19 protein-coding genes are annotated in these 24,273 nt (G+C 36.3%); 15 read left to right on the top strand and 4 right to left on the bottom strand.

The annotated features are described in order from the left end of the window. Window positions 1-358: 358 nt before the first annotated feature. Genes ACRD7B_RS05665 through ACRD7B_RS05655 form a run of 3 tightly spaced genes read right to left on the bottom strand, consistent with a single transcriptional unit; the run spans window position 359 to window position 2,513 of the window. Window positions 359-1,408 carry a hypothetical protein gene (locus tag ACRD7B_RS05665; RefSeq protein ID WP_430823508.1) on the bottom strand — a complete coding sequence of 350 codons (1,050 nt, stop codon included), beginning with the start codon at window positions 1,406-1,408 and terminating at the stop codon, window positions 359-361. 19 nt (window positions 1,409-1,427) lie between these two features. After that, a complete protein-coding gene (locus tag ACRD7B_RS05660; protein ID WP_430823507.1) occupies window positions 1,428-1,973 on the bottom strand; it encodes a hypothetical protein in 546 nt (181 codons plus the stop codon). 3 nt (window positions 1,974-1,976) lie between these two features. Further along, window positions 1,977-2,513 (bottom strand): RNA polymerase sigma factor, encoded by a 537-nt coding sequence (locus tag ACRD7B_RS05655; protein ID WP_430823506.1) that lies wholly within the window; start codon window positions 2,511-2,513, stop codon window positions 1,977-1,979. Window positions 2,514-2,875: 362 nt separating this feature from the next. Here ACRD7B_RS05655 and ACRD7B_RS05650 point away from each other — a divergent pair, with 362 nt between their 5' ends. From ACRD7B_RS05650 to ACRD7B_RS05605, 10 genes are all read left to right on the top strand, one after another. Next, window positions 2,876-3,619 (top strand): ABC transporter ATP-binding protein, encoded by a 744-nt coding sequence (locus ACRD7B_RS05650; RefSeq protein WP_430823505.1) that lies wholly within the window; start codon window positions 2,876-2,878, stop codon window positions 3,617-3,619. 2 nt (window positions 3,620-3,621) lie between these two features. Further along, a complete protein-coding gene (locus ACRD7B_RS05645) occupies window positions 3,622-4,872 on the top strand; it encodes an ABC transporter permease (protein ID WP_430823504.1) in 1,251 nt (416 codons plus the stop codon). Between the two features lie 23 nt (window positions 4,873-4,895). Then, the gene (locus ACRD7B_RS05640) at window positions 4,896-6,176 is read left to right on the top strand and encodes an ABC transporter permease (RefSeq protein WP_430823503.1); all 1,281 of its coding nucleotides are present in this window, start codon (window positions 4,896-4,898) and stop codon (window positions 6,174-6,176) included. A gap of 61 nt (window positions 6,177-6,237) precedes the next feature. Next, the gene (locus ACRD7B_RS05635) at window positions 6,238-7,320 is read left to right on the top strand and encodes an efflux RND transporter periplasmic adaptor subunit (RefSeq protein WP_430823502.1); all 1,083 of its coding nucleotides are present in this window, start codon (window positions 6,238-6,240) and stop codon (window positions 7,318-7,320) included. Between the two features lie 119 nt (window positions 7,321-7,439). Further along, the gene (locus ACRD7B_RS05630) at window positions 7,440-8,780 is read left to right on the top strand and encodes a TolC family protein (RefSeq protein ID WP_430823501.1); all 1,341 of its coding nucleotides are present in this window, start codon (window positions 7,440-7,442) and stop codon (window positions 8,778-8,780) included. Window positions 8,781-8,932: 152 nt separating this feature from the next. Then, entirely contained in the window at window positions 8,933-10,204 is a 1,272-nt protein-coding gene (locus ACRD7B_RS05625; protein ID WP_430823500.1) for an efflux RND transporter periplasmic adaptor subunit, read from the top strand. Window positions 10,205-10,269: 65 nt separating this feature from the next. Beyond that, window positions 10,270-10,971, top strand: a complete 702-nt coding sequence (gene tsaB, locus ACRD7B_RS05620) for a tRNA (adenosine(37)-N6)-threonylcarbamoyltransferase complex dimerization subunit type 1 TsaB (protein ID WP_430823499.1) — start codon at window positions 10,270-10,272, stop codon at window positions 10,969-10,971. Window positions 10,972-11,042: 71 nt separating this feature from the next. Further along, window positions 11,043-11,852, top strand: a complete 810-nt coding sequence (locus ACRD7B_RS05615; RefSeq protein ID WP_430823498.1) for a DUF3108 domain-containing protein — start codon at window positions 11,043-11,045, stop codon at window positions 11,850-11,852. Between the two features lie 154 nt (window positions 11,853-12,006). Beyond that, window positions 12,007-12,573, top strand: a complete 567-nt coding sequence (efp, locus tag ACRD7B_RS05610) for an elongation factor P (protein WP_430823497.1) — start codon at window positions 12,007-12,009, stop codon at window positions 12,571-12,573. A 180-nt stretch (window positions 12,574-12,753) separates the two neighbouring features. Continuing rightward, window positions 12,754-13,986 carry a PP2C family protein-serine/threonine phosphatase gene (locus ACRD7B_RS05605; protein ID WP_430823496.1) on the top strand — a complete coding sequence of 411 codons (1,233 nt, stop codon included), beginning with the start codon at window positions 12,754-12,756 and terminating at the stop codon, window positions 13,984-13,986. 218 nt (window positions 13,987-14,204) lie between these two features. Here ACRD7B_RS05605 and tyrS read toward each other — a convergent pair whose 3' ends face one another. Further along, window positions 14,205-15,497 carry a tyrosine--tRNA ligase gene (tyrS, locus tag ACRD7B_RS05600; RefSeq protein WP_430823495.1) on the bottom strand — a complete coding sequence of 431 codons (1,293 nt, stop codon included), beginning with the start codon at window positions 15,495-15,497 and terminating at the stop codon, window positions 14,205-14,207. A gap of 237 nt (window positions 15,498-15,734) precedes the next feature. Between tyrS and ACRD7B_RS05595 the strand changes: the two genes are divergently transcribed. The 5 genes from ACRD7B_RS05595 (at window position 15,735) to ACRD7B_RS05575 (ending at window position 24,270) form a co-directional block, all read left to right on the top strand. Continuing rightward, window positions 15,735-18,149 (top strand): DUF5916 domain-containing protein, encoded by a 2,415-nt coding sequence (locus ACRD7B_RS05595; RefSeq protein WP_430823494.1) that lies wholly within the window; start codon window positions 15,735-15,737, stop codon window positions 18,147-18,149. Between the two features lie 271 nt (window positions 18,150-18,420). Continuing rightward, complete coding sequence (locus tag ACRD7B_RS05590; protein ID WP_430823493.1) at window positions 18,421-19,860, top strand: M28 family peptidase; 1,440 nt, start codon at window positions 18,421-18,423, stop codon at window positions 19,858-19,860. Between the two features lie 75 nt (window positions 19,861-19,935). Beyond that, entirely contained in the window at window positions 19,936-21,390 is a 1,455-nt protein-coding gene (locus ACRD7B_RS05585) for an MFS transporter (protein WP_430823492.1), read from the top strand. A 110-nt stretch (window positions 21,391-21,500) separates the two neighbouring features. Next, entirely contained in the window at window positions 21,501-22,415 is a 915-nt protein-coding gene (locus tag ACRD7B_RS05580; RefSeq protein ID WP_430823491.1) for a CPBP family intramembrane glutamic endopeptidase, read from the top strand. 196 nt (window positions 22,416-22,611) lie between these two features. Next, window positions 22,612-24,270 (top strand): tetratricopeptide repeat protein, encoded by a 1,659-nt coding sequence (locus ACRD7B_RS05575; RefSeq protein ID WP_430823490.1) that lies wholly within the window; start codon window positions 22,612-22,614, stop codon window positions 24,268-24,270. Window positions 24,271-24,273: the final 3 nt, after the last annotated feature.

The raw sequence follows: 24,273 nt of genomic DNA, 5'->3' as shown, positions 1-24,273 counted from the left end.
TTCCAAATGTTTTTTCAGCTTTTTTTGAAGTTTATTTTTGAGTGCTAAAATCGACTCAAATCCTTATTCTTCAATCCGAAAAATCATTCCAAAATGTTACTCCTTTTCAGCAGCCCTTGCTGCCTCAGCGCCCCTTGAACAACCATGTGTTTCTCTCAAAGCGGGTGCAAAATAACGGATAGTTTTTGACAAGTCCAAATTACTTTGAAAGGTTTTTTGAAGAAAGTTCTTACAGGGATTTTTAGTAGCTGGATGTGTGGGGCTTAGAGAAAGAAAAAAAGAGGCAAGGTAGCCTCTTTTTTTTCAGCACAGTTAACTGTGGTAATATCTGTGTATAAAACACCACTTAAATAAAACGTTAATGAAACTTCTTTTTCCTGCTGAAATAAAGCGTATATATAATAGAAGATGTAATTATAAGAAGTGTAATTATTATCGCCCACCAATTAGTGGTGCGATAACTCACTTCTGCAGTGAAGTCTTTGTAACTAAAACTACCAGCTTTGAATTGCCATTTTACAACTCCTTCATCAATAAAGTCTGCATTGCTGTAATATATTAATCCTGGAACATCTACCTCAACAACATATTTTCGACCACTAATAATTACTATCTCATCATTGAGCTGCCTCTCAAAATTTTCAAAATACCCTTCCTCATAAGCTTTACTAATCCATGAACTACTTAAAAGGCTGTCTGATATCTGGCATATCATTGGTAATTCCGGCCCATCTTCAATGGCAACCTGAAATACTTCTGCCATCTTCTTAGAAAAATGCTCATCAGGGATATCATAATTATGAGAAGAAGCATACTGCTCAACCAATCGTATATATTCAATATTAATAGACGACATAAGAAAATCAACCCATTTAGTTTCTCCCTGTTTATCGAACTCCTCTACTTCATTTTCCGACATACCTATTATAACTGTAGTATCATCATTAAAGAAGTACGCCTGTTCCTCAGCAGATAAAAAATCCTCAACCTTTAAGTGTTTATAAGGAAATCGCTGAATAAATATTTCTTCATATTCATGGAAAGTAAAAAACCACCTAAACTTACTATTAAGATTAACATGAACATTTTCAGTTAAAGCAGTATCCTTGTTCGAGTGCATTACGCGATTAAGAGCATCTATTGATTCGAAAGTTTGTTCGGCAATAGCGTAATACAAAGTATCCTCCACTGATTTGGTAATTTCCTTTTTATATGTGATATCCCAACCCAAACTTGTATCAAAAGAAAATGGTTTGTTATAAATAGCGGAAGAGTCACCTACTGCTGTCACTCTTTTAAAAATAGTTCCATCTAAATTTATTTTCGTAAAGTAACGAACTTCGATATCACCACAGGCTGTTACAATAAGTAAGAGCACGGTACATATGATATTTATTTTAGTCTTCATAAGGTATGTTTTAGACTGATTAATTTAACCATTGACAGATGCGCTGATCACTTCGTAATTGCCAAACGGTAAGAAAAGCCCCTTCCCCATGTAAATAACTTTGATATTGCTGGGGATGCAGTTTCTCAAGTGCTTCTAGGAATTGTTCCACTTCGTCGACAAGTGGAGAGTTATTGGATTTTAAATATTCAAAATCAAATCGCGTTAGCCGAACAGTATTCCCATCCAATATATGCTCAAGGCCAGCTTGATCCAGCATAGTTATTAGCGATTTCATAGTATATTGACATTGCATATCAGCTTCAACAGGCACATAATTGTTACTAATTGAGGCCAATGTTTCAATTCGCTTATATTGAGTGTTGGTTTCGAGCCAAGCATATGACGCAACGGACAATGCTATAAACACAGAGGCAGCAATACGAACTAATAATTGCTTTGGATGCATACGTGCACTGTCTTCTAATTCAATTTGAGCTAGCACACGATCACGAATTTTTGCTTTGTTTTGTAATCGAGGACTATTCTGCTTTAGTTGATATAATTCCTTATTTCGAGTATCCATAACTTAAGAATTTAAAAATGCATTAATCCTTACTCGCACCCTTTGCCGTGCCACATACAAATTATCCTTGATCTTTTTTTCTGAGAAGCCGGTAATTTTAACAACCTCATCCACACTTAACTCTTCCAAATCGCGCAAAACAAAAACAAGTTTCTGAGTGAGCGACAATTGATCGCACACCTTTCTTATATAGGCTCCCAATTCTTTTGTTTCCAGTTCAGAAACACTTTCTGAACCGATATCAGATTCGACACCTATTGAAACGTTCTTCTTTCTACCACGCAAATAATCCAAAGCTAACCTTGATGCTATTACATAAAGCCATGTTGTAAACTTCCCTTTCTCAAATTTATATCGCTTTATCTTTTGCCATGCCTTAATAAATGTTTCCTGCACTATATCCTCCGAAGCATGCTCCTCGTTCACTAAACGAAAAACCACAGAAAAAACATAGTCACCAAACCGAACGACCAGTTCACCAAAAGCCCCTTTGTCTCCATTCTGACTATTTCTTATTAAAGCTCTTTCGGCTTCAGTCATAATTTCTGATTTTGTATATGGTACGCAAGCGAATCCCTCAGGTCGAAAACTAAAATTCAATAAATTGTTAATTGCTATAATTTCAAAATAAACATACCACATAATTTAGGCATTCACAACTCGTAATTGCACGTATTCGAACACCCCGAACATGGCAAACCGCTATAAAACAAGGCACTTGGCACAACATTCTACTTTTATCGCATTTTGTCCGTATTCGAACACAATAAAACAGAAATCCGACACAGCAAATCACACAACACAATCCCTATCTGCTGATTACATGTCACTTACCTCTCATGGCACAAGACTTGATAATTATCAATCACCCATGAGTACTATTCATTTAGAGAAAAATCATTATGAGTCAAAGTATCATTCGCGTCAATCAATTGCACAAATCATATGTTACCGGAAGTAACTCCTTACATGTTCTAAAGGGACTGGATATAGATATCAAACAAGGAGAAATGGTTTCAATTATGGGTTCGTCGGGCTCAGGCAAATCAACTCTACTAAATATTCTTGGTATACTCGACAACTACGACAAGGGCGAATACTATCTTAACGAGATATTAATCCGACAAATGAGTGAGCGTAAAGCGGCTGCATTCCGAAATCAGTACATCGGATTTATATTTCAATCCTTCAACCTAATTGCGTTTAAAAATGCCATGGAAAATGTGGCTCTCCCGCTCTATTACCAAGGTGTAAGTCGTAAAAAACGCAATCTTAAAGCAATGGAGTTATTAGATAGGCTAGGACTTAAGGAATGGAGTGAGCATCTTCCAAGTGAACTTTCAGGTGGCCAAAAACAACGTATTGCGATTGCACGATCACTTATTTCTCAACCCAAGGTAATTCTTGCAGATGAGCCAACAGGTGCACTTGATACCCAAACTTCGTATGAAGTGATGGATATCTTAAAAGAAGTGAATGATTCAGGTATCACCGTTATTATTGTTACCCACGAGAATGACATTGCGGACAAAACTCAAAGAGTAATACGACTGAAAGATGGTTTAATTGAGGCTAACCAGATAAATGGTAACATGGCTCAAAAAAAAACTGATTCAACAATTTTCGCCAATAATTTAGCCCATTAATCATGATCGATTATTTACAAGAAATATTCTCTACCCTTAAACAAAACAGACTTAGAGCCATGATGACAGGCTTTAGTGTGGCTTGGGGTATTTTCATGCTCATTCTGTTATTAGGCTCTGGTAAAGGTTTAGAAAATGGCATGGAGTTTAATTTTAAAGGAACTTCAAAAAATGCCTTATGGGTTTGGAGTAGACGTACTCAAGTGGCACACGATGGATTAAAAGCAGGCCGTCGAATCAATTTCACTGTTCAAGATGGACAGATGATTGAACGCCAGTTCGAAGATGATATGGATAATTTCTCAGGTCGTTTTCATCTTTGGGGTGATTATGCAGTAACCTATGGTAACGAATATGGCGATTTTCAAATAGAAGGTATCATGCCAGAATTTAAGAAAATTCAGTTGGTAGACATGGTACAAGGACGCTATATAAACCACCTCGACATTAAAGAATATCGTAAATCAATTATTATTTCAGAACCCGTTCAAAAACACTTATTTAAAGACAAAGAACCCCTAGGAGAATACATAAAAGTAAATGGCGTACCATTTATGGTTGTGGGAACCTTTATGAACCCAGAAGATAAAGATGACAAACAATTATACATGCCATTAACAACAACTCAGCGTGTATTTAACGGCAACAATCGCATAAACGAAATGGCAATTGCAACCAATGCTACAACAGTAGCCGAAAACAAGCGCATTGAAGATGAAGTCCGTAATTTACTTATCGAGCGCCATCGTGTTTCGCCAGAGGATCAACAGGCCATTGGCATATGGAATACCCTTGAAAGCTTTAAACAAGCACAAGGTGTTTTTGCAGGAATCAGAATGTTCGTGTGGGTAATAGGAATCATGACCATCATTGCGGGGATTGTAGGCGTTAGTAATATCATGATCATTTTAGTTAAAGAACGCACAAAGGAAATCGGTATTCGAAAAGCTATCGGTGCAACACCAATGTCCATTATACGTCTTGTATTATCTGAATCTGTATTCATCACAGGATTAGCTGGATTCTTTGGCTTAGTTGCAGGCATGGGTTTACTGGCAGGCATATCGGCCATATTAAAACAGGTGGCGGTTGAGAACCAAGATGTTCAAAGGGCATTTTTCAATCCCGCAGCCGATTTAAATGTTGCACTATGGGCATTGGCGATATTAGTTACCGCAGGATTGATAGCAGGATTTATTCCCGCAAGAAAAGCGTCCTCAATTCGACCAATTGAAGCCTTACATGACGAATAATTTTTAACCCTAAGTCAATAACTATGTTTGATAAAGATAGATGGCAGGAAATTTTTAGTGCCATTAAAAAGAATAAACTACGGAGTGTGCTTACGGCCTTCGGCGTGTTTTGGGCCATCTTCATGCTAATCGTAATGACGGGCTCAGGCAATGGTCTTAAAAACGGTGTCTACGAAGGTGTAAAAGACTTTGCTACCAATAGTGGGTTCATGTGGGCCGATAATACCACCGTATCATATGAAGGGTTTAAGCGTGGACGCAGTTGGCAGATAAACAACGATGATATTGAAGCCATCATTGATCAAGTGCCAGAGGTTGAAGTAATTTCACCTCGACTTAATGGCTGGAATCTGCGCAGTGGGGAAAACATAGTGAGAGGCAAGCGCTCCGGAGCATTTAATGTAATGGGTGATTATCCGACTTATCGCGAAATCGACCCTTGTACCATGCCCTATGGCAGATATATTAACGAAGAGGATATTAAACTTAAACGTAAAGTTTGCATCATTGGCGAAAAGGTGCATGAGGTCATGTTTGATGAGGATGAAGATCCGGTTGGAGAGTACATTCGTGTAAATGGGGTCTACTTTATGGTGGTTGGCGTTTTTAGATCAAACAATCCTAAAATCAATATAGGCAGTAATAAAAAAGAAACGGTGTACCTTCCTTTCACAGCCATGCAGCAAACCTTCAATTATGGCAATCAAGTGCATTATTTTGGACTTATTGCTAGGAAAGGGGAAAAAGTAGAATCCGTTATTGACAAAATAGCACCTATACTTCAGAAAAACCACAAACTATCACCTGAAGATGATGAAGCAATAGGACAATTCAATTTGGAAAATCAGATCAAAACCATGAACTACATCTTTCTTGGCATTGATATACTAATTTGGGTTGTGGGTATAGGAACCTTAATAGCAGGTGCAGTTGGCATCAGTAACATCATGCTCATCATTGTGAAAGAAAGAACCAAGGAAATTGGAATTCAGCGTGCCATTGGAGCTCGCCCGGCAGTTATAATTAGCCAATTATTAAGCGAGTCGGTTTTTCTAACCACCATTGCAGGATTTATTGGTCTGGCCTTTGGCACCTTTGTGCTCTTTTTAGCCGATGCCGCGGTTGACGCTTCCAGAGTGAATACCCCAGTAGATGAAGAAACATTTTTTCTGAATCCCGAAATAGGTTTGCCCCTCGCCCTTTCTGCCCTAACAATGCTTGTTGTTGTTGGCCTAGTAGCCGGTTTAATTCCAGCCTTGAAAGCGGTAAAAATCAAACCCATTGATGCATTACGACACGAGTAAGCAATTTTTAATGATAAAATATTAATCAAAAAGTAACAGAAACAATATAAAATCTAGACTCATGAAAAAGGTATTAAAAGTAATAGGACTATTAGCATTTATTGGTTTATTTGGCTGGGTTGTATTCTACTTATATAATCAATCAAAAAAAGATCCAATTGTTTACGAAACCGAAATGGCAGAAGTAACCAACATCGTAAAGAAAACAGTTGCGACAGGTTCAGTTGTTCCACGTAAGGAAATTGAGATTAAACCACAAGAATCGGGGATCATAACTGAGCTTTATGTTGAAGCAGGTGACATGGTTAATAAAGGTGATTTGATTGCTAAAATTCAAATCATACCTGAAATGATTCAAGTGAATAATGCCGAAACACAACTCCGTAAAGCGGAGATTAATTATAAGAATGCAGAGATTGAGTTCAAACGGAAACAAGACTTGTTTAAAACCGGTGTGATTCCACAATCTGAATTTCAAGAAGAAGATTTGAGATTTCAGACAGCTGCAGCTGACAAGGATGCTGCGTTAAACAACCTTCAATTGATTAAAGAAGGCGTTACGGCCAACATGAAAAGCCAAACCAATACGCTTATACGCTCTACCATCAAAGGAATGATACTTGATGTACCTATCAAAGAAGGCAACTCAGTGATTAAAAGTAATACTTTCAACGATGGAACAACAGTAGCCATGGTTGCCGACATGGGCAAAATGGTTTTTGAAGGAAAAGTTGATGAAACAGAAGTTGGTAAAATAAAACAAGGAATGGCTCTTGAGCTTTCCATTGGTGCCATCGAAGATGAAAAATACGATGCATTCCTTGAAACAATCGCGCCAAAAGGTGTTGAAGAAAATGGTGCTATTCAATTTGAAATTAAAGCCGCCGTTAAGTTAAAGGAAGGCCAATTTATAAGAGCTGGTTATAGTGCCACTGCTGATATAGTACTTGATCGCAGAGACAGTGTGATAGCTATTAAAGAAAAACTAATCACTTTCAGTAACGACTCTGCATTTATCGAAATTGAAACTGGCGAGCAGCTATTTGAAAAGCGTCTTATTACAACTGGTTTATCAGATGGCATTAAGATTGAAGTGACTGAAGGACTTGACGAAGAAGATAAAATAAAGATTCCAAAAGGCTAAATTCAATATTTAATTGATACTTTTAGTTGAATTTTCATAGTCACGACCGGAGCTTGACTCCGGTCACATTTTACCTGAGAGAAATAAAACACTAATCCTAACGGAAAAACATCTTAGCAATGATACAAAAAGCTTTACTAGCATTTGCTGCCATATTACTATTGACTTCTGCATCGCAAGCACAAGAAGTGAAACAGTGGTCATTATTGGAATGCATAACCTATGCACATGAGAATAACATTACTATTAAACGACAAGTAATTAATGCCGATTATCAAGATAATTTACTCAAACAAAGTAAAAATGATCGCCTACCAGATTTAAATGCTAGTTTAAGTGGAAATCTAAACTATGGCTACACTTGGGTTCAACAAGAGGCTGCCAATGTTCAGGAAAGCACCTACTCATTATCTCCAGGCATTACGAGTAATATCTCGGTATTTGAAGGAATGACAAAAAGTAATACCATTAAACGAAATGAGTACAACTTAAAAGCTGCGCTTGAAGATTCGAAAAAAACAAAGAATGATATTGCTCTACAGATAACAGCGCAATACATGCAAATACTTTTTGACAAAGAATTATTAGCCGTTGCTATTGAGCAAGCGGAAACGAGTAAAATGCAAGTTGAACGCACGAAGAAATTAGTAGATGCGGGAAGCGTAGCAATGGGCAACCTATTAGAAATAAAATCTCAGGCCGCCAAAGAGGCATTAAATGTGACCCAACAAGAAAATAACCTAATGGTTTCCTTACTTAGTTTGGCTCAACTATTAGACATTGAGAACCCGGTAGGTTTTGACATTGAATCCCCAAATATTCCTGAATTAAATCAATTCTTACCCGATCAACCTAATACTATTTTTGCAACGGCACTTGACATTATGCCTGAAATAAAAAGCTCACAGTACAATCTTAATAGTTCAGAATATGACCTGAAGATTGCCAAAGGTGGTTTTTACCCAACTTTTGGGCTCGGAATTGGAATGAATGCTAGTTCCTTCTCCTTACTGGACGACCCTAACAATTACAACACATCAATTGGTAGTCAATGGGATAGAACGCGAAGTTCTTATCTTGGTTTTTCGTTGCGAATTCCTATTTTCAATCGCCTTCAAACAAAAACTAGTGTTTCAAATGCACGCATTGGTGTAAACGATGCTCAATTACAACTTGAGCAACAAAAACAAAATCTTCGTAAAGACATCCAACAAGCCTACGTTGATGCCCGATCATCGTACAATAAATACCTTTCAAGTGTAGAAGCAGTGAATTCATTTAAGGAATCATTTAGATATACAGAGAAGAAATTTAATGTAGGCTTGGTTAACTCCGTTGATTACAATGTTTCTAAAACAGATTTCACGAGAGCGCAATCAGATTTATTACAGGCTAAATACGAATACGTACTTCGAACAAAAATATTAGACTTTTATAAGGGCATACCTATCGAACTATAAAAGTTGCCTACCCAAAGCTGCTTGAACACCAATTAATCGCTGTATTAATTGGTGTTTTTTTATAAAAAACTGATTTGCTTAATTATTTCATCGCCGACACTACATTATTATAATGGCTTTTATTAAATTAGCCGGAAACAAATAACCTACTCATGAAGAAGCCTGTTGTCATTGCACTTGCTGCACTAGTTGTAATCATCATTGTATTAGTTATTGGTAAAAAACAAGGCTGGATTGGCCAGGAATACCAGGAAAAAGTTTTAGCCGAAAAGGTTGAGAAAAGAAAAATTACTGAAACAATTACAGCCAACGGCAAAATCAAACCAGAAGTTGAGGTTAAAATTAGCTCCGACGTATCAGGCGAGATACTTGAGTTACTTATCAAAGAAGGCGATGAAGTAAAAAAGGGACAGATGTTAGCACGCATTCAACCTGACATTTACGAACGAAACTACGAAAAAATGCAAGCTTCGCTAAAATCGGCAGAAGCTAACCTTACGCAAGCTAAAGCACAGCTGGTTCAGAAAGAACTAAGCTTTAACAGAAATAAAACACTCTGGGATGATAAAACCATTTCAGAATCAGAATACGAATTAGCCCTTTCGGAATACAATATTGCAAAGGCGAATGTGCAGTCGGCACTAGCAAGTGTCATCAATTCAAAAGCTTCTCTTAACGAAGCAAAAGACAACCTGTATAAAACAACCATATATGCCCCAATGGACGGAACCATTTCAAGGCTTAATGTTGAAAAGGGCGAGCGTGTGGTAGGTACTGCTCAATTCGAAGGTACCGAAATGATGACTCTGGCTAACCTTCATCAAATGGAAGTATTGGTTGATGTAAACGAGAATGACATTATTCGAGTAAGTATGTTAGATACTTGCTTGATTGAAGTTGATGCTTATTTAAAGCAAAAGTTCACAGGTTTGGTAACACAAATTGCTAATTCCGCTAAAACACAAGGAACCAGTGCCGATCAAATAACAAATTTTGAAGTACGTGTAATGATTCTACCAGAATCTTACCAAGAATTAATAAAAGGTAAAACTAACCACTACCCTTTCCGACCTGGCATGTCGGCTACTGTAGATATTCAAACGAACACTAAATATGATATCTTAACCATACCAATTCAATCCGTTACAACTAGAGTTGATTCCATCTCAACGGACTCTATTAAAGTTAATAAAGCGGACATGGACGAGAAGGTAGAAGTTGTATTTATAGCCAGAGATGGCGTGGCCGTTCAGCAAAAAGTAACACCTGGAATCCAGGATTCGAAATACATTGAGATTACCGATGGATTAAAAGAAGAGGACATTGTAATAAGCGGACCGTATTCTGCAATCTCTCGAAAATTGAAGGATGGAGACTTAATAAATGTGGTTGATAAGCTATTCTCAGATAAAAAGGAGAAGTAATACAGTGATATTTTATATTTTTGTGCCAAATGTTAATTCGAATACAAAGGGTATAAATTTCAGGTATGGCCAAGATATTAAGCATTGAAACCTCAACATCAGTTTGTTCTGTAGCGTATAGTGTAGATGGAGTAGTAATAGCATCAGAAGAGTTGTACGAATCCAACTCTCATGCAAGTAATCTAACCATACTCATCGAGGCTCTTTTTGAAAAAGAAAACACACCTACTCTTTCAGAGATTGACGCCGTGGCTGTAAGTAGTGGTCCGGGATCATATACTGGACTTCGCATAGGAGTTTCCACAGCAAAAGGAATTTGTTATGCGCTTAACAAGCCACTTATTGCCATTGACTCAATGCACATTCTTAGTTCTCCTGTTATTAGAGATTTCAAATCATCTTCATCGTTGCCAACATTATTTTGCCCCATGATGGATGCACGTAGAATGGAGGTCTACACTGCATTGTTTGATACCAACTTTAAACTTGTTGAGCCAATTTCTGCTAAAATCGTGGACGAAGCATCCTTTGCTTCTTTGCTAGAGAAAAACAACATTGTGTTTTTTGGAAACGGAGCTGAGAAATGCAAAGCAATCATCCAACATAAAAATGCACAATTCATCGATGATTGTGATCCGCTTGCTAAAAACATTGCTACAATGGCTGAAGATCTTTTTAAACAGGAAAAGTTTGAGGATGTAGCTTACTTTGAGCCATTTTACCTTAAAGATTTTGTTGCAACTACACCCAAGAAGAAGGTACTCTAATACGAAACTAATAAGTGAGTTTAAACGTTTAATTGTCATATGAACAAGAGATAAATCTTTAAAATTCGCTTATGAAACATTTAATTGCCATATTATTCGCATTACTGTTTTCATTCACTTTATTAGCCAAAGCTCAAGAAAAAGCAGATACCATATATATTCCTTCATATCCACTTACTAAGCATCAAGCTTATAAAGGAGGTGAACAACTAGTCTTTACTTTAAACTATGGCTTTGTAACAGGTGGAAAAGCATATTTAACAGTTAGTGATACAGTTTTAAACGGAGAAAGAGTACATCATGTTATTGGTAAAGGTCAAACCGTTGGTATGGCCGACGTCATTTATAAGATACGCGACCAATACGAAAGTTACATCAACCCTAAAACACAATTACCTGTAAAAGCTGTTAGAAGCATTCGAGAAGGTCGTTATCGCTATTACAATGAAGTCACTTACAATCGCGATTCTTCGACTGTCTTAAGTCAAAAATCCGGAATTCATACTGTACAGGATAGCATATTGGATATACTTTCGGCTTTTTATTTCGCTCGTAATCATAAGTTTGATGACAACCTGAAAGAAAATGAAATAATTGAGTTCATGACCTACTTTTCGGATGAAAACTTTCCATTACGAATACGATATAGAGGCACAGAGGTAATAAAAACCAAGTTTGGGAAAGTGGAGTGCTATAAATTTTCTCCAGTAACCGAAGTGGGAAGAGCCTTTAAAACTGAGGATGACATGCATGTTTGGATTACAAAGGATAGAAACAGGATGCCAATAAAAGTAAAATTTAATCTGGCGGTTGGTTCCTTTACTTGTATTCTGGATGAATTTAGAGGTCTAATGCATCCTTTTGATAGTATTCGGTTTTAATTAAAAGATCACCTTTCTTCTTCAACACAATTAAAATCAGATCAAAATAATGTCATAAAAGCAATTCCCTTTGCCTTTTATGCAAATATCTAGTGCTTTTGCACTATTTTTGCAGCGTTTTTTTGAATTAAATAATTATCACAATTTCAATATTATGGCTAATACGTCTGATTTCAGAAATGGAATGTGCATTGAGTATAATGGACAGTTATTCTTCATCGTACAGTTCCAACACGTAAAACCGGGGAAAGGCGCCGCTTTTGTAAGAACAAAGCTAAAAAATGTATCAACTGGAAAAGTAATTGATAATACTTTTAATGCAGGTGTGAAAGTAAATGAAGCTCGTGTTGAGCGTCGTCCACATCAATTCATCTTTAACGATGATTTGGGATATCATTTCATGAACATGGAATCGTTCGAACAAATTCCAATTGATAAAAGCTTGATTGACAATACTGGTCTTTTGAAAGAAGGTATGGAAGTTGAAGTGCTTTATCATGCGGATACCGAAACTCCATTAATGGTTAACCTTCCTAACAATGTTGTTTTTGAAGTAACCTATACCGAACCAGGTATGCGTGGAGATACTTCTTCAACAAACTCGTTAAAACCAGCAACAGTTGAAACTGGTGCCACTATAATGGTACCTTTATTCATCAATACTGGTGATAAAATTAAAATCGATACGCGTGACAACTCTTATGTTGAACGTTCAAAATAATTTTATTAAAGGTTAATAACTTTAATACAAACAAGCCATTGATTTCATATTCAACACTTAGGTGAAGTTAATTGAAATCAATGGCCTGTTTATAACTCCCTTAATATCATGCATTATTAAAATTAACTTACACTTGTAGCTTTTTTTTAATATATTAGTTGATATTATCTTTCAACATTTATGGTAACCCAACTGAAAAAGAAAAGACTTCGACTGTACAAGGATAGATTAAATATTATCCTTGATATTGCGCAGACCATAAATGAAGATCACTCCATTGAAGACCTTCTTGCCGAATTTGAAATTTTACTTCGAGAAGAATTAGAGGTAGGTAAAGTATTGGTATTTACCTATTCGAATGAAAGTTGGCACAACCTCTTAATTTCTGGCGTAAGTAACGAAGAAGCCGAGATGATTAGTGTTGAAAAAGACTTGCTTCAATACGATAGTATCGAAAGCATTACTGTTTCGCATCCACCTAACCTGAAAGGTTTTGATGCCGTAATTCCTTTGTTCCATCGGTTTAAGGCCATCGGATTTGTACTCATCGGTGATATTGAGGAAGAACAACAAGGCATCAGTCCAACCATTAAGCATTTAAAGCTTATTCAGATTATTTCAAACCTTATCATTGTATTCGTTGAAAATAAACGAATGCAAACTGCTTTGCTTGAGCAAAAGGTGATGAAGAAAGAAATGGAATTGGCATCACGCATTCAAAACCAATTGGTGCCGAGCAAAGAACAAATGCCGCAAACATCAAAATTAAATATTCACACCTTCTATCAACCGCACATGGGCGTGGGAGGCGACTATTACGATGCTTTTCAACTTTCAAGACAATCAATAGGTTTTTGCATTGCAGATGTTTCTGGTAAAGGAATGTCAGCCGCCATGGTAATGTCCAATTTTCAAGCAGTTATACATTCGTTATTTACCTCCAGAGTAAACCTAAAGAAGTTAGTTCATCAACTTAACGATCGTGTAAATGCCAGTGCTAACAATGAAAAATTTATCACTCTTTTTATTGGTCGATATAATCTATTAACCAGACGTTTAACCTATGTTAATGCAGGACACTTACCTCCACTCTTGTTCGACAAGAAAAAAAATCAATTGACACATCTTGAAAAAGGATGTATTGGTCTTGGCATGCTTGATTTTGTTCCGTCGGTAGAAATAGGTAAAGTAACCATTCCAAAAGGTTCGAAACTATTAGCTTTTACGGATGGCTTAGTTGAAATTGATGAAGGTAACCAGGTAGAATCGTGTGCCGAAGAAGTGGAAGATGCCATTTCGAACGACCAACCACTTGAAATTAACTTCATGGAACTTAAAGGCATCATCAATAAACTTCTTGATAAGAATTCGGTTTTCGATGATGTTTCCATTATAGGCATCGAGTTTAAATAATAACTTTTAGAATACTCTTGATAATAAAATAAACGGAGAGCCAATCATATTTGATTAACTCTCCGTTCTTTATTTTAAAACTGGCTTCAACCAGTTATCTGTTATACCATTTAAACTATGAATGTGGCCTTATTATTTTTGGTATAATGCCGATGCTATAATGAATAGCTTAGCAAAAATGAAATGCAGATAAGGCCAGCTTCATTGTGCTATCGGTATTACTCTGCAATTACAAGGAAGTAATTCTTTTTTCCTTTCTGAACCAATAAGTATTTATCGTTTAAAAGAGCTGATGTATCAAACTTCAATTCTGCGTCAGTTACCTTTTCTTTATTTACACTCATTCCTCCAGCCTTAATGGTGCGTCGTAATTCTCCTTTTGATGGAAACACCATGGCAGCATCTGCTAATAAATCAATCACATTAACACCATCGGTAAATAGTTTTGCATCCACCTTAAACTGTGGTACACCTTCAAAAACAGCAAGTAGCGTTTGCTCATCAATTTTACGCAAGGCCTCAGTAGTGGCTTTACCAAATAATATTTGAGATGCTTCAACAGCTGAATCATAAGCTTCTTGACCATGAACCATCACTGTCACTTCTTGCGCTAAGCGTTTCTGCATAGCTCTTAAATGAGGTGCTTCATTTTGTTCCTTCACCAACTCAGCGACTTCGTCCTTGGTCAACATGGTAAATATCTTAATGTACTTCTCAGCATCAGCATCAGATGTATTCATCCAGAACTGGAAAAAGTGATATGGACTCGTTTTTTCAGGATCGAGCCAAATATTACCAGATTCCGTTTTACCAAACTTCCCACCATCAGCCTTTGTAATTAAAGGACAAGTTAAAGCAAATGCTTCGCCTCGTTCTTTACGACGAATCAGTTCTGTACCTGTAGTAATATTACCCCATTGGTCAGAACCGCCCATCTGAATTTTACAATTCTTATCGCGGTACAATTGAAGAAAATCAAAACCTTGAACCAATTGGTAAGTAAATTCGGTAAACGACATGCCTTCTTTTGATTCAGATCCCAAGCGTTTTTTTACCGAATCTTTTGACATCATATAATTAACAGTGATGTGCTTACCGATATCACGAATAAATTCAAGAAATGAAAACTCTTTCATCCAATCGTAATTATTAACGAGCTCTGCACCGTTATCCATGCTTGAATCAAAATCAAGAAATAAAGCCAACTGTTTCTTCAAACCTTCCTGATTCTTACGCAGAGTAGGTTCGTCCAACAAATTACGTTCCGCTGATTTTCCTGATGGATCACCAATCATACCAGTGGCTCCACCTACCAAAACGATAGGTTTGTGTCCGCATGCCTGAAAATGTTTCAGCATCATTACACTTACAAGGTGACCAATATGAAGCGAATCAGCCGTTGGGTCAATACCAACATAGGCCGATGTTAATTCCTTTTTTAATTGTTCTTCGGTACCAGGCATCACATCATGAACCATGCCCCTCCAAGTTAATTCCTCAACAAAATTCATTGCTCTATTATTTTATACGTTTAAAAAAACGAAATCTTTTAATTCAATATTTTCACGAAACGACAAAGATAATAATTGATCGCTTACAAATAACATAGAATTACCTACAAGAATCAGGATTGTAACTATAACTCATGACTAAACGTCGTAATTGAATGATGCATTAACAATGCTTTAACAAAAAAACTAGAGCTTATTTCGTATCTTGCAATACATATAAGCATCAACTAAACCCAAATGAACAAAGTTAAATTAGTCCTACTATTTTTGGCACTATCGTGCAGTGCCATAGCTCAAAACAAAAAGAATACCGAAGCCCTCCTTATTGAAGAACCTTTAAAAATAGATGCCGTTCTTGATGAAACGGTATATCAACGTGTACAACCAGCAGCTGACTTCTTGCAATTAGAACCTTATAATGGGCAGCCATCTATGCAACCTTCAGAGGTCTTCTTCTTTTACGATCAAAGCGCCGTTTATTTGGGAGCCATGTTATATGATAGTGCACCAGATAGTATATTTAATTTTTTATCAGCTCGTGATAACATGGGCATGTCTGATTATTTTGGTGTTTATTTCGATCCATATAATCAAGGCCAGTTATCGTACGGCTTTTTTATCACGCCGGCAGGTGTTCAGAGCGACATTAAAGCTATTAAAAGTGATCGTGACAGAGAAGATGGCAATTGGGATGCTGTATGGGAAAGCAAAACACGTATTACCGACGAAGGCTGGATAATTGAAATGCGAATCCCCTATTCTGCTTTACGTTTCCCTGATCAACCAGTTCATACCTGGGGCTTAAATATGTTTCGAAATATTAGGCGTTACAATTCCAATAACTCCTGGAGTTTTATTGATAGAAACGTCAATGGTTTTATTCATCAACAGGGAGAACTAACGGGTATTAAAGACATTAAACCGCCGCTCCGCTTATCCTTTTCGCCATATTTGGCAACTTATTGGGAAAACAATGAAGCAGATCAAACTTCTAGTTTCACCTACAAGGGAGGATTAGATCTAAAGTATGGAATTAGTGAAAGCTATACCCTTGATATGATGGTGATTCCCGACTTTGGTCAGATTCAATCTGACGATAAGCAACTGAACCTTTCTCCTTATGAGATATATTATAGTGAAAGGCGCCAATTTTTCACTGAAGGCGTAGAGCTTTTCCAACGGGGTGATATATTTTACTCTCGAAGAATAGGAAGTAGGCCTAAATTTGCACTCAATAAAAACCGTGATTTAGAAAAAAAAGACACCATCTACCACCAACCATCAGAAACACAATTAATAAATGCAACTAAAGTTTCCGGCCGAGGCAAAAATGGCTTGGCTGTAGGGATATTAAATGCCATGTCGCTTGAATCATATGCTACCATACAAGATACTGCCAATAACACATTTCGTGATACTTTAATACAACCCTTCACAAATTATAATGTGGCCGTTATTGATCAAAGTTTGAAAAACAATTCATACGTCAGTTTGATTAACACAAACATGTCGATGTATGGCGATCCCTTCATGGCCAATGTTACAGCAACAGAATTTCAATTCAGGGATAAAAGCTTAAATTATGCATTAAGTGGCAAAGGCGGAATAAGTCATCGTGGAAGAGAGACAAAAGAAACAGGTTGGTTCTCAGAACTCGAACTAGCCAAGAATGGTGGAACTTGGCAATACGGTATTGAAACAACCGCCATTTCTGATGATTATAACCCCAATGATATGGGTTATTTGAGAAGAAACAATCGCTTTGACACGGAGCTTTCTCTAAGGTTTAGACAGGTTGAACCATTTAGTGTTTTCAGAGACATGTTCACCCGTATGTGGTATGAACAGAATCGAATAATTAAACCCTGGGATTTGAATAATCATGAACTAGGTATTTACACCGAATGGAAATTCATGAATAACTATGGTTTTGAAATGCGTGGCGTATGGTTCTCGGATGAACGAAATTACGATGAACCTAGAGTTGCAGGGCGCTATTTCAACAAACCCCAAGGTTACAATTTCAACCTATTTGTCCATAGCGATTTCACTAAGATGTTTAATGTCTATGCCTATCGTGGCTACTTTGTTCGACCTGAAAATGATTTAAAAGCAAATTGGGTCGGCGTAGGTTTAGGTTTGCGATTAGGGCAAAGAATTAACCTCGATTATGAACTTAGTTATAATACCGAAGAAAATGACTATGGTTATGTTGATGATACACATGTCGACTCCATACACTTTTCAAGACGCAATCTTCATACAGTTGAAAATGTCCTCAAAATGGATTATACATTTAACAATAAGCTAAGCCTAAATCTAAGAGGACGACATTATTGGGCATCCGTTGAGAACATGGAATATTACTTATTGCAAAAAAATGGTGATTTGAAACCTAATGATGAGTACAAAGAAAATAATGACAAAAATTACAATTTATTTAACATCGACATGTTCGTTCGTTGGGTCTTTGCTCCGGGATCTGAAATGATTTTGAGTTGGAAAAACATAATTGAAGATGAGACTAAATTAGTTAACGCTAAATATTTAGATAATCTAAAGAACACTTGGAAATTGGATCAAACCAATACAATATCGCTTAAAGTTTTATACTACATCGATTACAACAACATCTTTAAAGGGAAAGCTTAATAAAACAGCATTTAAGAAAGGTAAGAATCAATGTAATACTATTTTAACCACGAAAGTGGACTTATTTATTTTGGTTTAATGCTCCCGATAATTATGAATGGCCTTTTCAAATGAAATGCAGATAAAGCCAGCTTCATTATACAAGCGGTTTAACTTAACGCCGCATTGACTCTTTGCATTAATTTAAAAAAGATGATTATTCAAAACTCGCAACAAAAAAGCTTTTCTTGAGTTGAAAAGTATATCTTTAGGATAACAAAATACACAACACATGCGGGGTTCAATTGTCATACTAATCTTATCATTATTTCTTACTCACCTTAATGCTCAAGAGTTAGAGTTAAAAGAGGAATACCTTGAACCGATAACAAAAACAGAACTTCGCAAACACATTGAAATATTAGCTTCTGATAGCTTAGAAGGTAGATTTACCGCAAGTGAAGGTCAAATAAAGGCTGCTCATTATATTAAAAATCAATTTAGCTCCCTGCAACTACACCCCTATAACGACACCACCTTTTATCAATCGTTTAACATGTGGCAATGGCATTGGGGTAAATGCGCCATTAGCTACGGCGATACCATCTTAGTTAACAATGAGGATATGGTGTACCAATCCTATTCACCAATAGAACCTGCTATTGAAGCGAAATGTGTTTTTATTGGCAATGGTACTGACTCAATAGTGGCACAATTAAATCTAGAAGGTAAGGTTGCTTTTGCATATATTAATAATCTTAGCCGATATTACAGCATCAATAGGCTGATACGTAATAAAGGTGCCAAAGCGCTTATTATTGCCAATCCCAATAACGACGAGCAATTCAATCGATTGATTCAACAAGTAAATTCCGATAATTCGCAACAAAAGATATTTAAGGACAGACCTAGTTTTTCTGCTTACAGTTCTAAAACCTTTGCTGTTAAAGCTAGTTTTGCCGAATTACTATTTGAAACTTCTGAGGATGATCTCCTGTATATTAATGATCCTAAAACGTTAAAAAAACTTCCAACCCCGAGCATCTCTTTATCCTGCCCTATCATAATTGAACCCATCGAAACCCAAAATATAGTTGGATACATCAAAGCCAAGGAACCAACAGAAGAAACCATTGTTGTAAGTGCACATTACGATCATATTGGTAAAAAAGGTAAAAACATTTATAATGGTGCAGACGACAATGCCAGTGGCACCTCAGCATTAATCACCTTAGCTAAGGCATTCCAAAATATCCCGGAAAAACTTGATCGTAATATTCTCTTTTTGGCAACAACAGGTGAAGAACTTGGTTTATTGGGCGCCTTACATTTTGCCGAACAGCAAAAACAATTACCTTTTGAAGTAAAAGCCAACTTTAATATTGACATGATTGGCAGAAATGACTCGATTGATAAGGAAAACTACTTGTACTTGATTGGAGCAAGCCACTATCCACTTTTGGATTCCATTTGCCGAGTGGCCAACCAAAGTGATTCGCTTACTTTACACAAGGAATACAAGCGGGGTTATGGCTCTTTTATCAATTTATCCGATCACTATGCCTTTCATAAACAAGGCATCCCCATACTTGGATTCTTCAGTGGCCTACACACCGATTACCATCAAACAAGTGATACCATTGATAAAATAGAATTTGAAGCGATGCAAAAACGCGTCGAACTAATCTTCAGAACAATCTTTTTAGCCTGCCAAACAGAAATATTAAAGTAATAAGCACTTAGTTCTTTTGTTTATTGCAGAAAGAGACTATTTTAGCCGCCGCAGAAAATAAGAAATATTTGAATTATGGCAGGGATTGGAAGTACGATAAGAAGTTTCCCAAAGGTTTTTTGGGTCTCAAACACAATGGAGTTATTCGAAAGGTGGGCATGGTATGGCTTTTATATGGCGTTTGCCTTATATCTGGTAAATAGTTCCGATACAGGAGCGTTAGGATTTACATCTGCTCAAAAAGGTGTAATTATGGGTACCGGATCAATGCTTTTGTATTTCCTACCCCTCTTTACAGGAGCTATAGCCGACAGAGTAGGCTATAAAAAGATTCTCATTCTCTCATATGCCATGTATGTAAGTGGTTATTGGATGGTAGCAACATTTAACACCTTTACATTAGTGTTTGCCGCATACATTTACTTAGCGGTTGCTGGAGCGCTTTTTAAGCCAATTATCTCAGCTATGATTTCCAAAACAACAACAAAAGAAACAGCTTCAATTGGTTTTGGAATTTTTTATATGATGATTAATATTGGTGGTTTCTTAGGTCCATTCATTGCTGGAGCTATTTACCAAAAAAGTTGGGATTGGGTATTTTATATCTCGATGATCACCATATCTATAAATTACATCTTTGTCTTTTTCTTTTTTAAGGAACCTGGTCGTGAAGAATGTGAGGATAAAGAATCTTTAGGCCATGTATTTCTGCAGGCCTTAATTAATATATGGATAACTATAAAGAACTTCAAATATGTGTTGTTCCTTATTATTATGGTTGCTTTTTGGACAGCGTTTAACCAGCTTTATTATGCATTCCCGGTTTTTGTTGACGATTGGGTAGATACGTCAAGCTTTTACAATGCACTCCATAGTGTTTGGCCTTGGTTGGCCGAAGCTATTGGAACAGAAGATGGAACCGTTACTGCAGTAACGATAGGTAGTTTTGATGCCTTCTTCATCATTATATTCCAAATATGGATATCTGGCTTAGTAATGAAATACAAACCTTTAAATGCTATGATGAGTGGTATATTTGTACTTGCCATTGGAGTCGGTATGATGTTTGCCTTTCAAAATATCTGGTTTATATTAATAGGTATTTTAACGTTTAGCATAGGGGAAATGGCGAGTAGTCCAAAATTTACCGAATATGTTGGAAGCATAGCACCTCCTGATAAGAAAGCACTATATATGGGTACATCTTTCTTACCCATAGCAGTTGGTCACCAGTTGGCCGGTTTTGTATCAGGTGATATGTACGATAAAGCGGCAGGAAAACTATACCTTTTAAAGCAAGAAGTTGCTAAAAGAGGTTTAGAAATCACGGATGTTTCAGATACTTTTACCAAAAATGATTATTGGAATAAGGCCATGGAACTAACTGGCATGACAGATGCTGAATTAACAAACTTTATTTGGGTGAATTATAACCCATCTAAAATATGGATGGTCTATTCAGGTATTGCTATTGGAGCAGTAGTTGCTCTTTTCCTATACGATAAGTTGATTCTAAAATCTAAATCATAAACAAATAGTAACTCACTATCTATATCAAAAAAGCTTTTCAATAATTTGGGAAGCTTTTTTGATATTAACAAAATTCTCTCATTTTTTCCAATCGTGCTATATTTGCAATTATGATACAAGGCTACTTCAAAGATCTTTCGGCTTACAACAAATTAATTTTGATGTTACTTTTTGTTGTATGTGGCCTTATAATTGGCTCTATTATCACTCTACTTGTTGGTCAATATATCTTTCACATTGATTTGAGTGTTGAAGGAGCACTTAAAGCCAATATTCCATTTCTACAAGGAGCGCAAATTTTTCAGAGCATTTGCATCTTTGTTCTTCCATCTGCACTGGCTACATATGCCCTTTACCCAAATAATAGAACGGTTATGCCTGGCCAAGGAAGGTCAAATGCCATATTGATAGTACTTACTATTCTAGTCATATTCTTTAGTCAAGCTTTTATTACCTGGACAGGCTGGCTAAACCAACAGCTTGCACTACCCGAAGCCCTTGAATCAGTTGCATCTTGGATTAAAAACAAAGAAATCGAAGCCAAAGAATTAACCGATTTAATGATACAATCTGCTACATTTACCCAGATTATTATTACCGTTTTCATGTTGTGTGTATTGCCGGCCATTGGTGAGGAATGGTTATTTCGAGGACTAATTCAAAAAGAATTAGCTTCAGTATTTCGAAATGTTCACATAGCTGTTTTTATAACTGCCTTTGTTTTTAGCGCCATACATTTACAATTTCTCAGCTTTCTACCAAGATTTGCTTTGGGTATTATTCTGGGTTATCTAATGGTATTTTCTAAAAATATTTGGATTCCTATTGCTGCTCACTTTGTCAATAACCTAATGGCAGTTATTCTATATTCATATCATCAAAACCATGGTAGCAACAACTCGATTTTTGAAATGCCAAGTGAGAATCCATTTGGTTTAATGGTAGTATATAGTTTAGTATTAATCATTATTCTTCTATACTCAGTCAAGCAGTTAGCAAAGCACAACACAAGATCAAACCTATGAATTCGGCATAATTAGTTCATATTTCGATATGATATCTGCATTTTAGCATCTTCAAAACAAAGAACTAAGTTTTATGCTAACATTGAACTCGCCATCAATATCATTTCTCCTGTGAAAAACCTAATTCTAATAACGCGTTTCATATCTTTTTCATTGCTTAAGCGTATACGCATAGCTGATTCGAAACTTACTTGACATGATATTACATTTTAAGAACCTTAGTAAACTTTCAATATACTCCCTGCTAATTATCTTTTATTGGAACTCGCTTACTGAATTGCAAGCCGTTAGCACAGCCTCACTCGATACTGTTCTGATAAATATAATGAATGAAAAAGACCCTCTGATTAAAACACATAAGTTAACGAATTGGGCATTTAAAACACAGAAAAATCAACTCAAGGAATCGTCTAAACTTTTTGATCTGGCCTATAATTTAGCTGAGGAGCATAATTTCTTAAGAGAAATGACAACAGCGAAGTATGGCTTAGCAAAGAATTTTGAGTTCAACATGAATTATCAACAAGCTCTCAAATGCTATAAAGAATACGGAGAACTTGCCAAACAATTAAATGATAGTAACGACATCGCCATTGCACTTCACTATCAAGGAGAAATGCACTATTCCTTGGGCGATTATGAAAAGTCAGAACAATGTTATTTACAAGCTATTGAAGTATCAGAAGAAGCTGGCTTAAACAACCACATTGCGGCGTGCTACAATAACATAGGCTTAATATACTATCACTCCGACTGGGCTAAAGCTCTCAAATATTATAAAAAGGGCCTAAATATACGCCTAGCGCACAATGATACTGTAAACGCAGTAATTCTAATGAATAACATTGCCTGTATTTACATGAACAATGATAGTCTTGATAAAGCAAAAGATTTACTGACAGAGGCTTTAGATATTGCTGAGAAAAATAATGACTACCAAGCCCTGACCCTTATATATGCAAGCATGGCAGGCTATAAAGAGCTATCGGGACAGGAACATGAAGTGCAAGAGTGGTACTATAAGGCATATGATTTATACGAAGAGTATGATTTTCTTAAAGACCGAACCAATCTTTTGCAATTAATGCACTCTTTTTTTTATTTCAACGAAGAGTATGACAAAGCCTACAATTATTTATTTGAATTTGTAGAACTGAAAGATAGTTTAAACCTTGCCAATAATGAACGAGAATTCCTGAAGCAAGAATTTAATGATGAAATGCAAAAGATTAATTATCAGCGAAAGCTAGATAATGTTGAACATGAACAAAAAATGCTCAGGTATCGAATTCTTCTAGGTTTTTGCATAGCTTTTCTGTTTTTAATCATATCAACAATGATCGTTCGCAGGCGAGTAAATAGAAAACGCTTGATACTTGTGAAAGAAAATCAAGAACTGAAAGAAAAACTTTTGCTTGAAACAGTTGGGCAAAAGAATAATGAATTAACATCAAAAGCACTTTTGCTTAACGAGCGCAACGAGCTAATAAAATCGGTTGTCGAAAAGTTAAACAACTGCAAAGCAAACCTTAAAAAAAGTAATGTCGAGCCAATTCAGAATGTGATAGATTCTTTAGATGCTGGCTTAAACGAACGACAATGGAAAGAATTTGAAGACAGCTTCAACAGTGTGCATCCTGACTTCAACAATAAACTCATTCAAAAATACCCCAATCTAAGCGCTTCCGACCTGAAACTCTGTGCTCTATTAAAATTAAACATGAGTTCTAAAGAAATATCACAATTAACACATATGACGATAAGTAGCGTAGATGTTGCACGTTCGAGAATTAGAAAGAAACTAAATATAAGAGATCAAAAAATAAGCTTGATTGTTTTCCTATCTGAGCTTTAGAAC

The sequence above is a fragment of the Carboxylicivirga fragile genome, assembly GCF_050589805.1.
Taxonomy (GTDB): Bacteria; Bacteroidota; Bacteroidia; order Bacteroidales; family Marinilabiliaceae; genus Carboxylicivirga; species Carboxylicivirga fragile.
The sequence above is the reverse complement of the archived record's forward strand: the minus strand, read 5'-3'. Positions and strand labels throughout refer to the sequence as shown.

Bases quoted from the DNA above. Each gene is read 5' to 3' on its own strand.
- ACRD7B_RS05665 (WP_430823508.1), bottom strand. From the start codon at position 1,408: ATGAAGACTAAAATAAATATCATATGTACCGTGCTCTTACTTATTGTA.
- ACRD7B_RS05660 (WP_430823507.1), bottom strand. From the start codon at position 1,973: ATGGATACTCGAAATAAGGAATTATATCAACTAAAGCAGAATAGTCCT.
- ACRD7B_RS05655 (WP_430823506.1), bottom strand. From the start codon at position 2,513: ATGACTGAAGCCGAAAGAGCTTTAATAAGAAATAGTCAGAATGGAGAC.
- ACRD7B_RS05650 (WP_430823505.1), top strand. From the start codon at position 2,876: ATGAGTCAAAGTATCATTCGCGTCAATCAATTGCACAAATCATATGTT.
- ACRD7B_RS05645 (WP_430823504.1), top strand. From the start codon at position 3,622: ATGATCGATTATTTACAAGAAATATTCTCTACCCTTAAACAAAACAGA.
- ACRD7B_RS05640 (WP_430823503.1), top strand. From the start codon at position 4,896: ATGTTTGATAAAGATAGATGGCAGGAAATTTTTAGTGCCATTAAAAAG.
- ACRD7B_RS05635 (WP_430823502.1), top strand. From the start codon at position 6,238: ATGAAAAAGGTATTAAAAGTAATAGGACTATTAGCATTTATTGGTTTA.
- ACRD7B_RS05630 (WP_430823501.1), top strand. From the start codon at position 7,440: ATGATACAAAAAGCTTTACTAGCATTTGCTGCCATATTACTATTGACT.
- ACRD7B_RS05625 (WP_430823500.1), top strand. From the start codon at position 8,933: ATGAAGAAGCCTGTTGTCATTGCACTTGCTGCACTAGTTGTAATCATC.
- tsaB (WP_430823499.1), top strand. From the start codon at position 10,270: ATGGCCAAGATATTAAGCATTGAAACCTCAACATCAGTTTGTTCTGTA.
- ACRD7B_RS05615 (WP_430823498.1), top strand. From the start codon at position 11,043: ATGAAACATTTAATTGCCATATTATTCGCATTACTGTTTTCATTCACT.
- efp (WP_430823497.1), top strand. From the start codon at position 12,007: ATGGCTAATACGTCTGATTTCAGAAATGGAATGTGCATTGAGTATAAT.
- ACRD7B_RS05605 (WP_430823496.1), top strand. From the start codon at position 12,754: ATGGTAACCCAACTGAAAAAGAAAAGACTTCGACTGTACAAGGATAGA.
- tyrS (WP_430823495.1), bottom strand. From the start codon at position 15,497: ATGAATTTTGTTGAGGAATTAACTTGGAGGGGCATGGTTCATGATGTG.
- ACRD7B_RS05595 (WP_430823494.1), top strand. From the start codon at position 15,735: ATGAACAAAGTTAAATTAGTCCTACTATTTTTGGCACTATCGTGCAGT.
- ACRD7B_RS05590 (WP_430823493.1), top strand. From the start codon at position 18,421: ATGCGGGGTTCAATTGTCATACTAATCTTATCATTATTTCTTACTCAC.
- ACRD7B_RS05585 (WP_430823492.1), top strand. From the start codon at position 19,936: ATGGCAGGGATTGGAAGTACGATAAGAAGTTTCCCAAAGGTTTTTTGG.
- ACRD7B_RS05580 (WP_430823491.1), top strand. From the start codon at position 21,501: ATGATACAAGGCTACTTCAAAGATCTTTCGGCTTACAACAAATTAATT.
- ACRD7B_RS05575 (WP_430823490.1), top strand. From the start codon at position 22,612: ATGATATTACATTTTAAGAACCTTAGTAAACTTTCAATATACTCCCTG.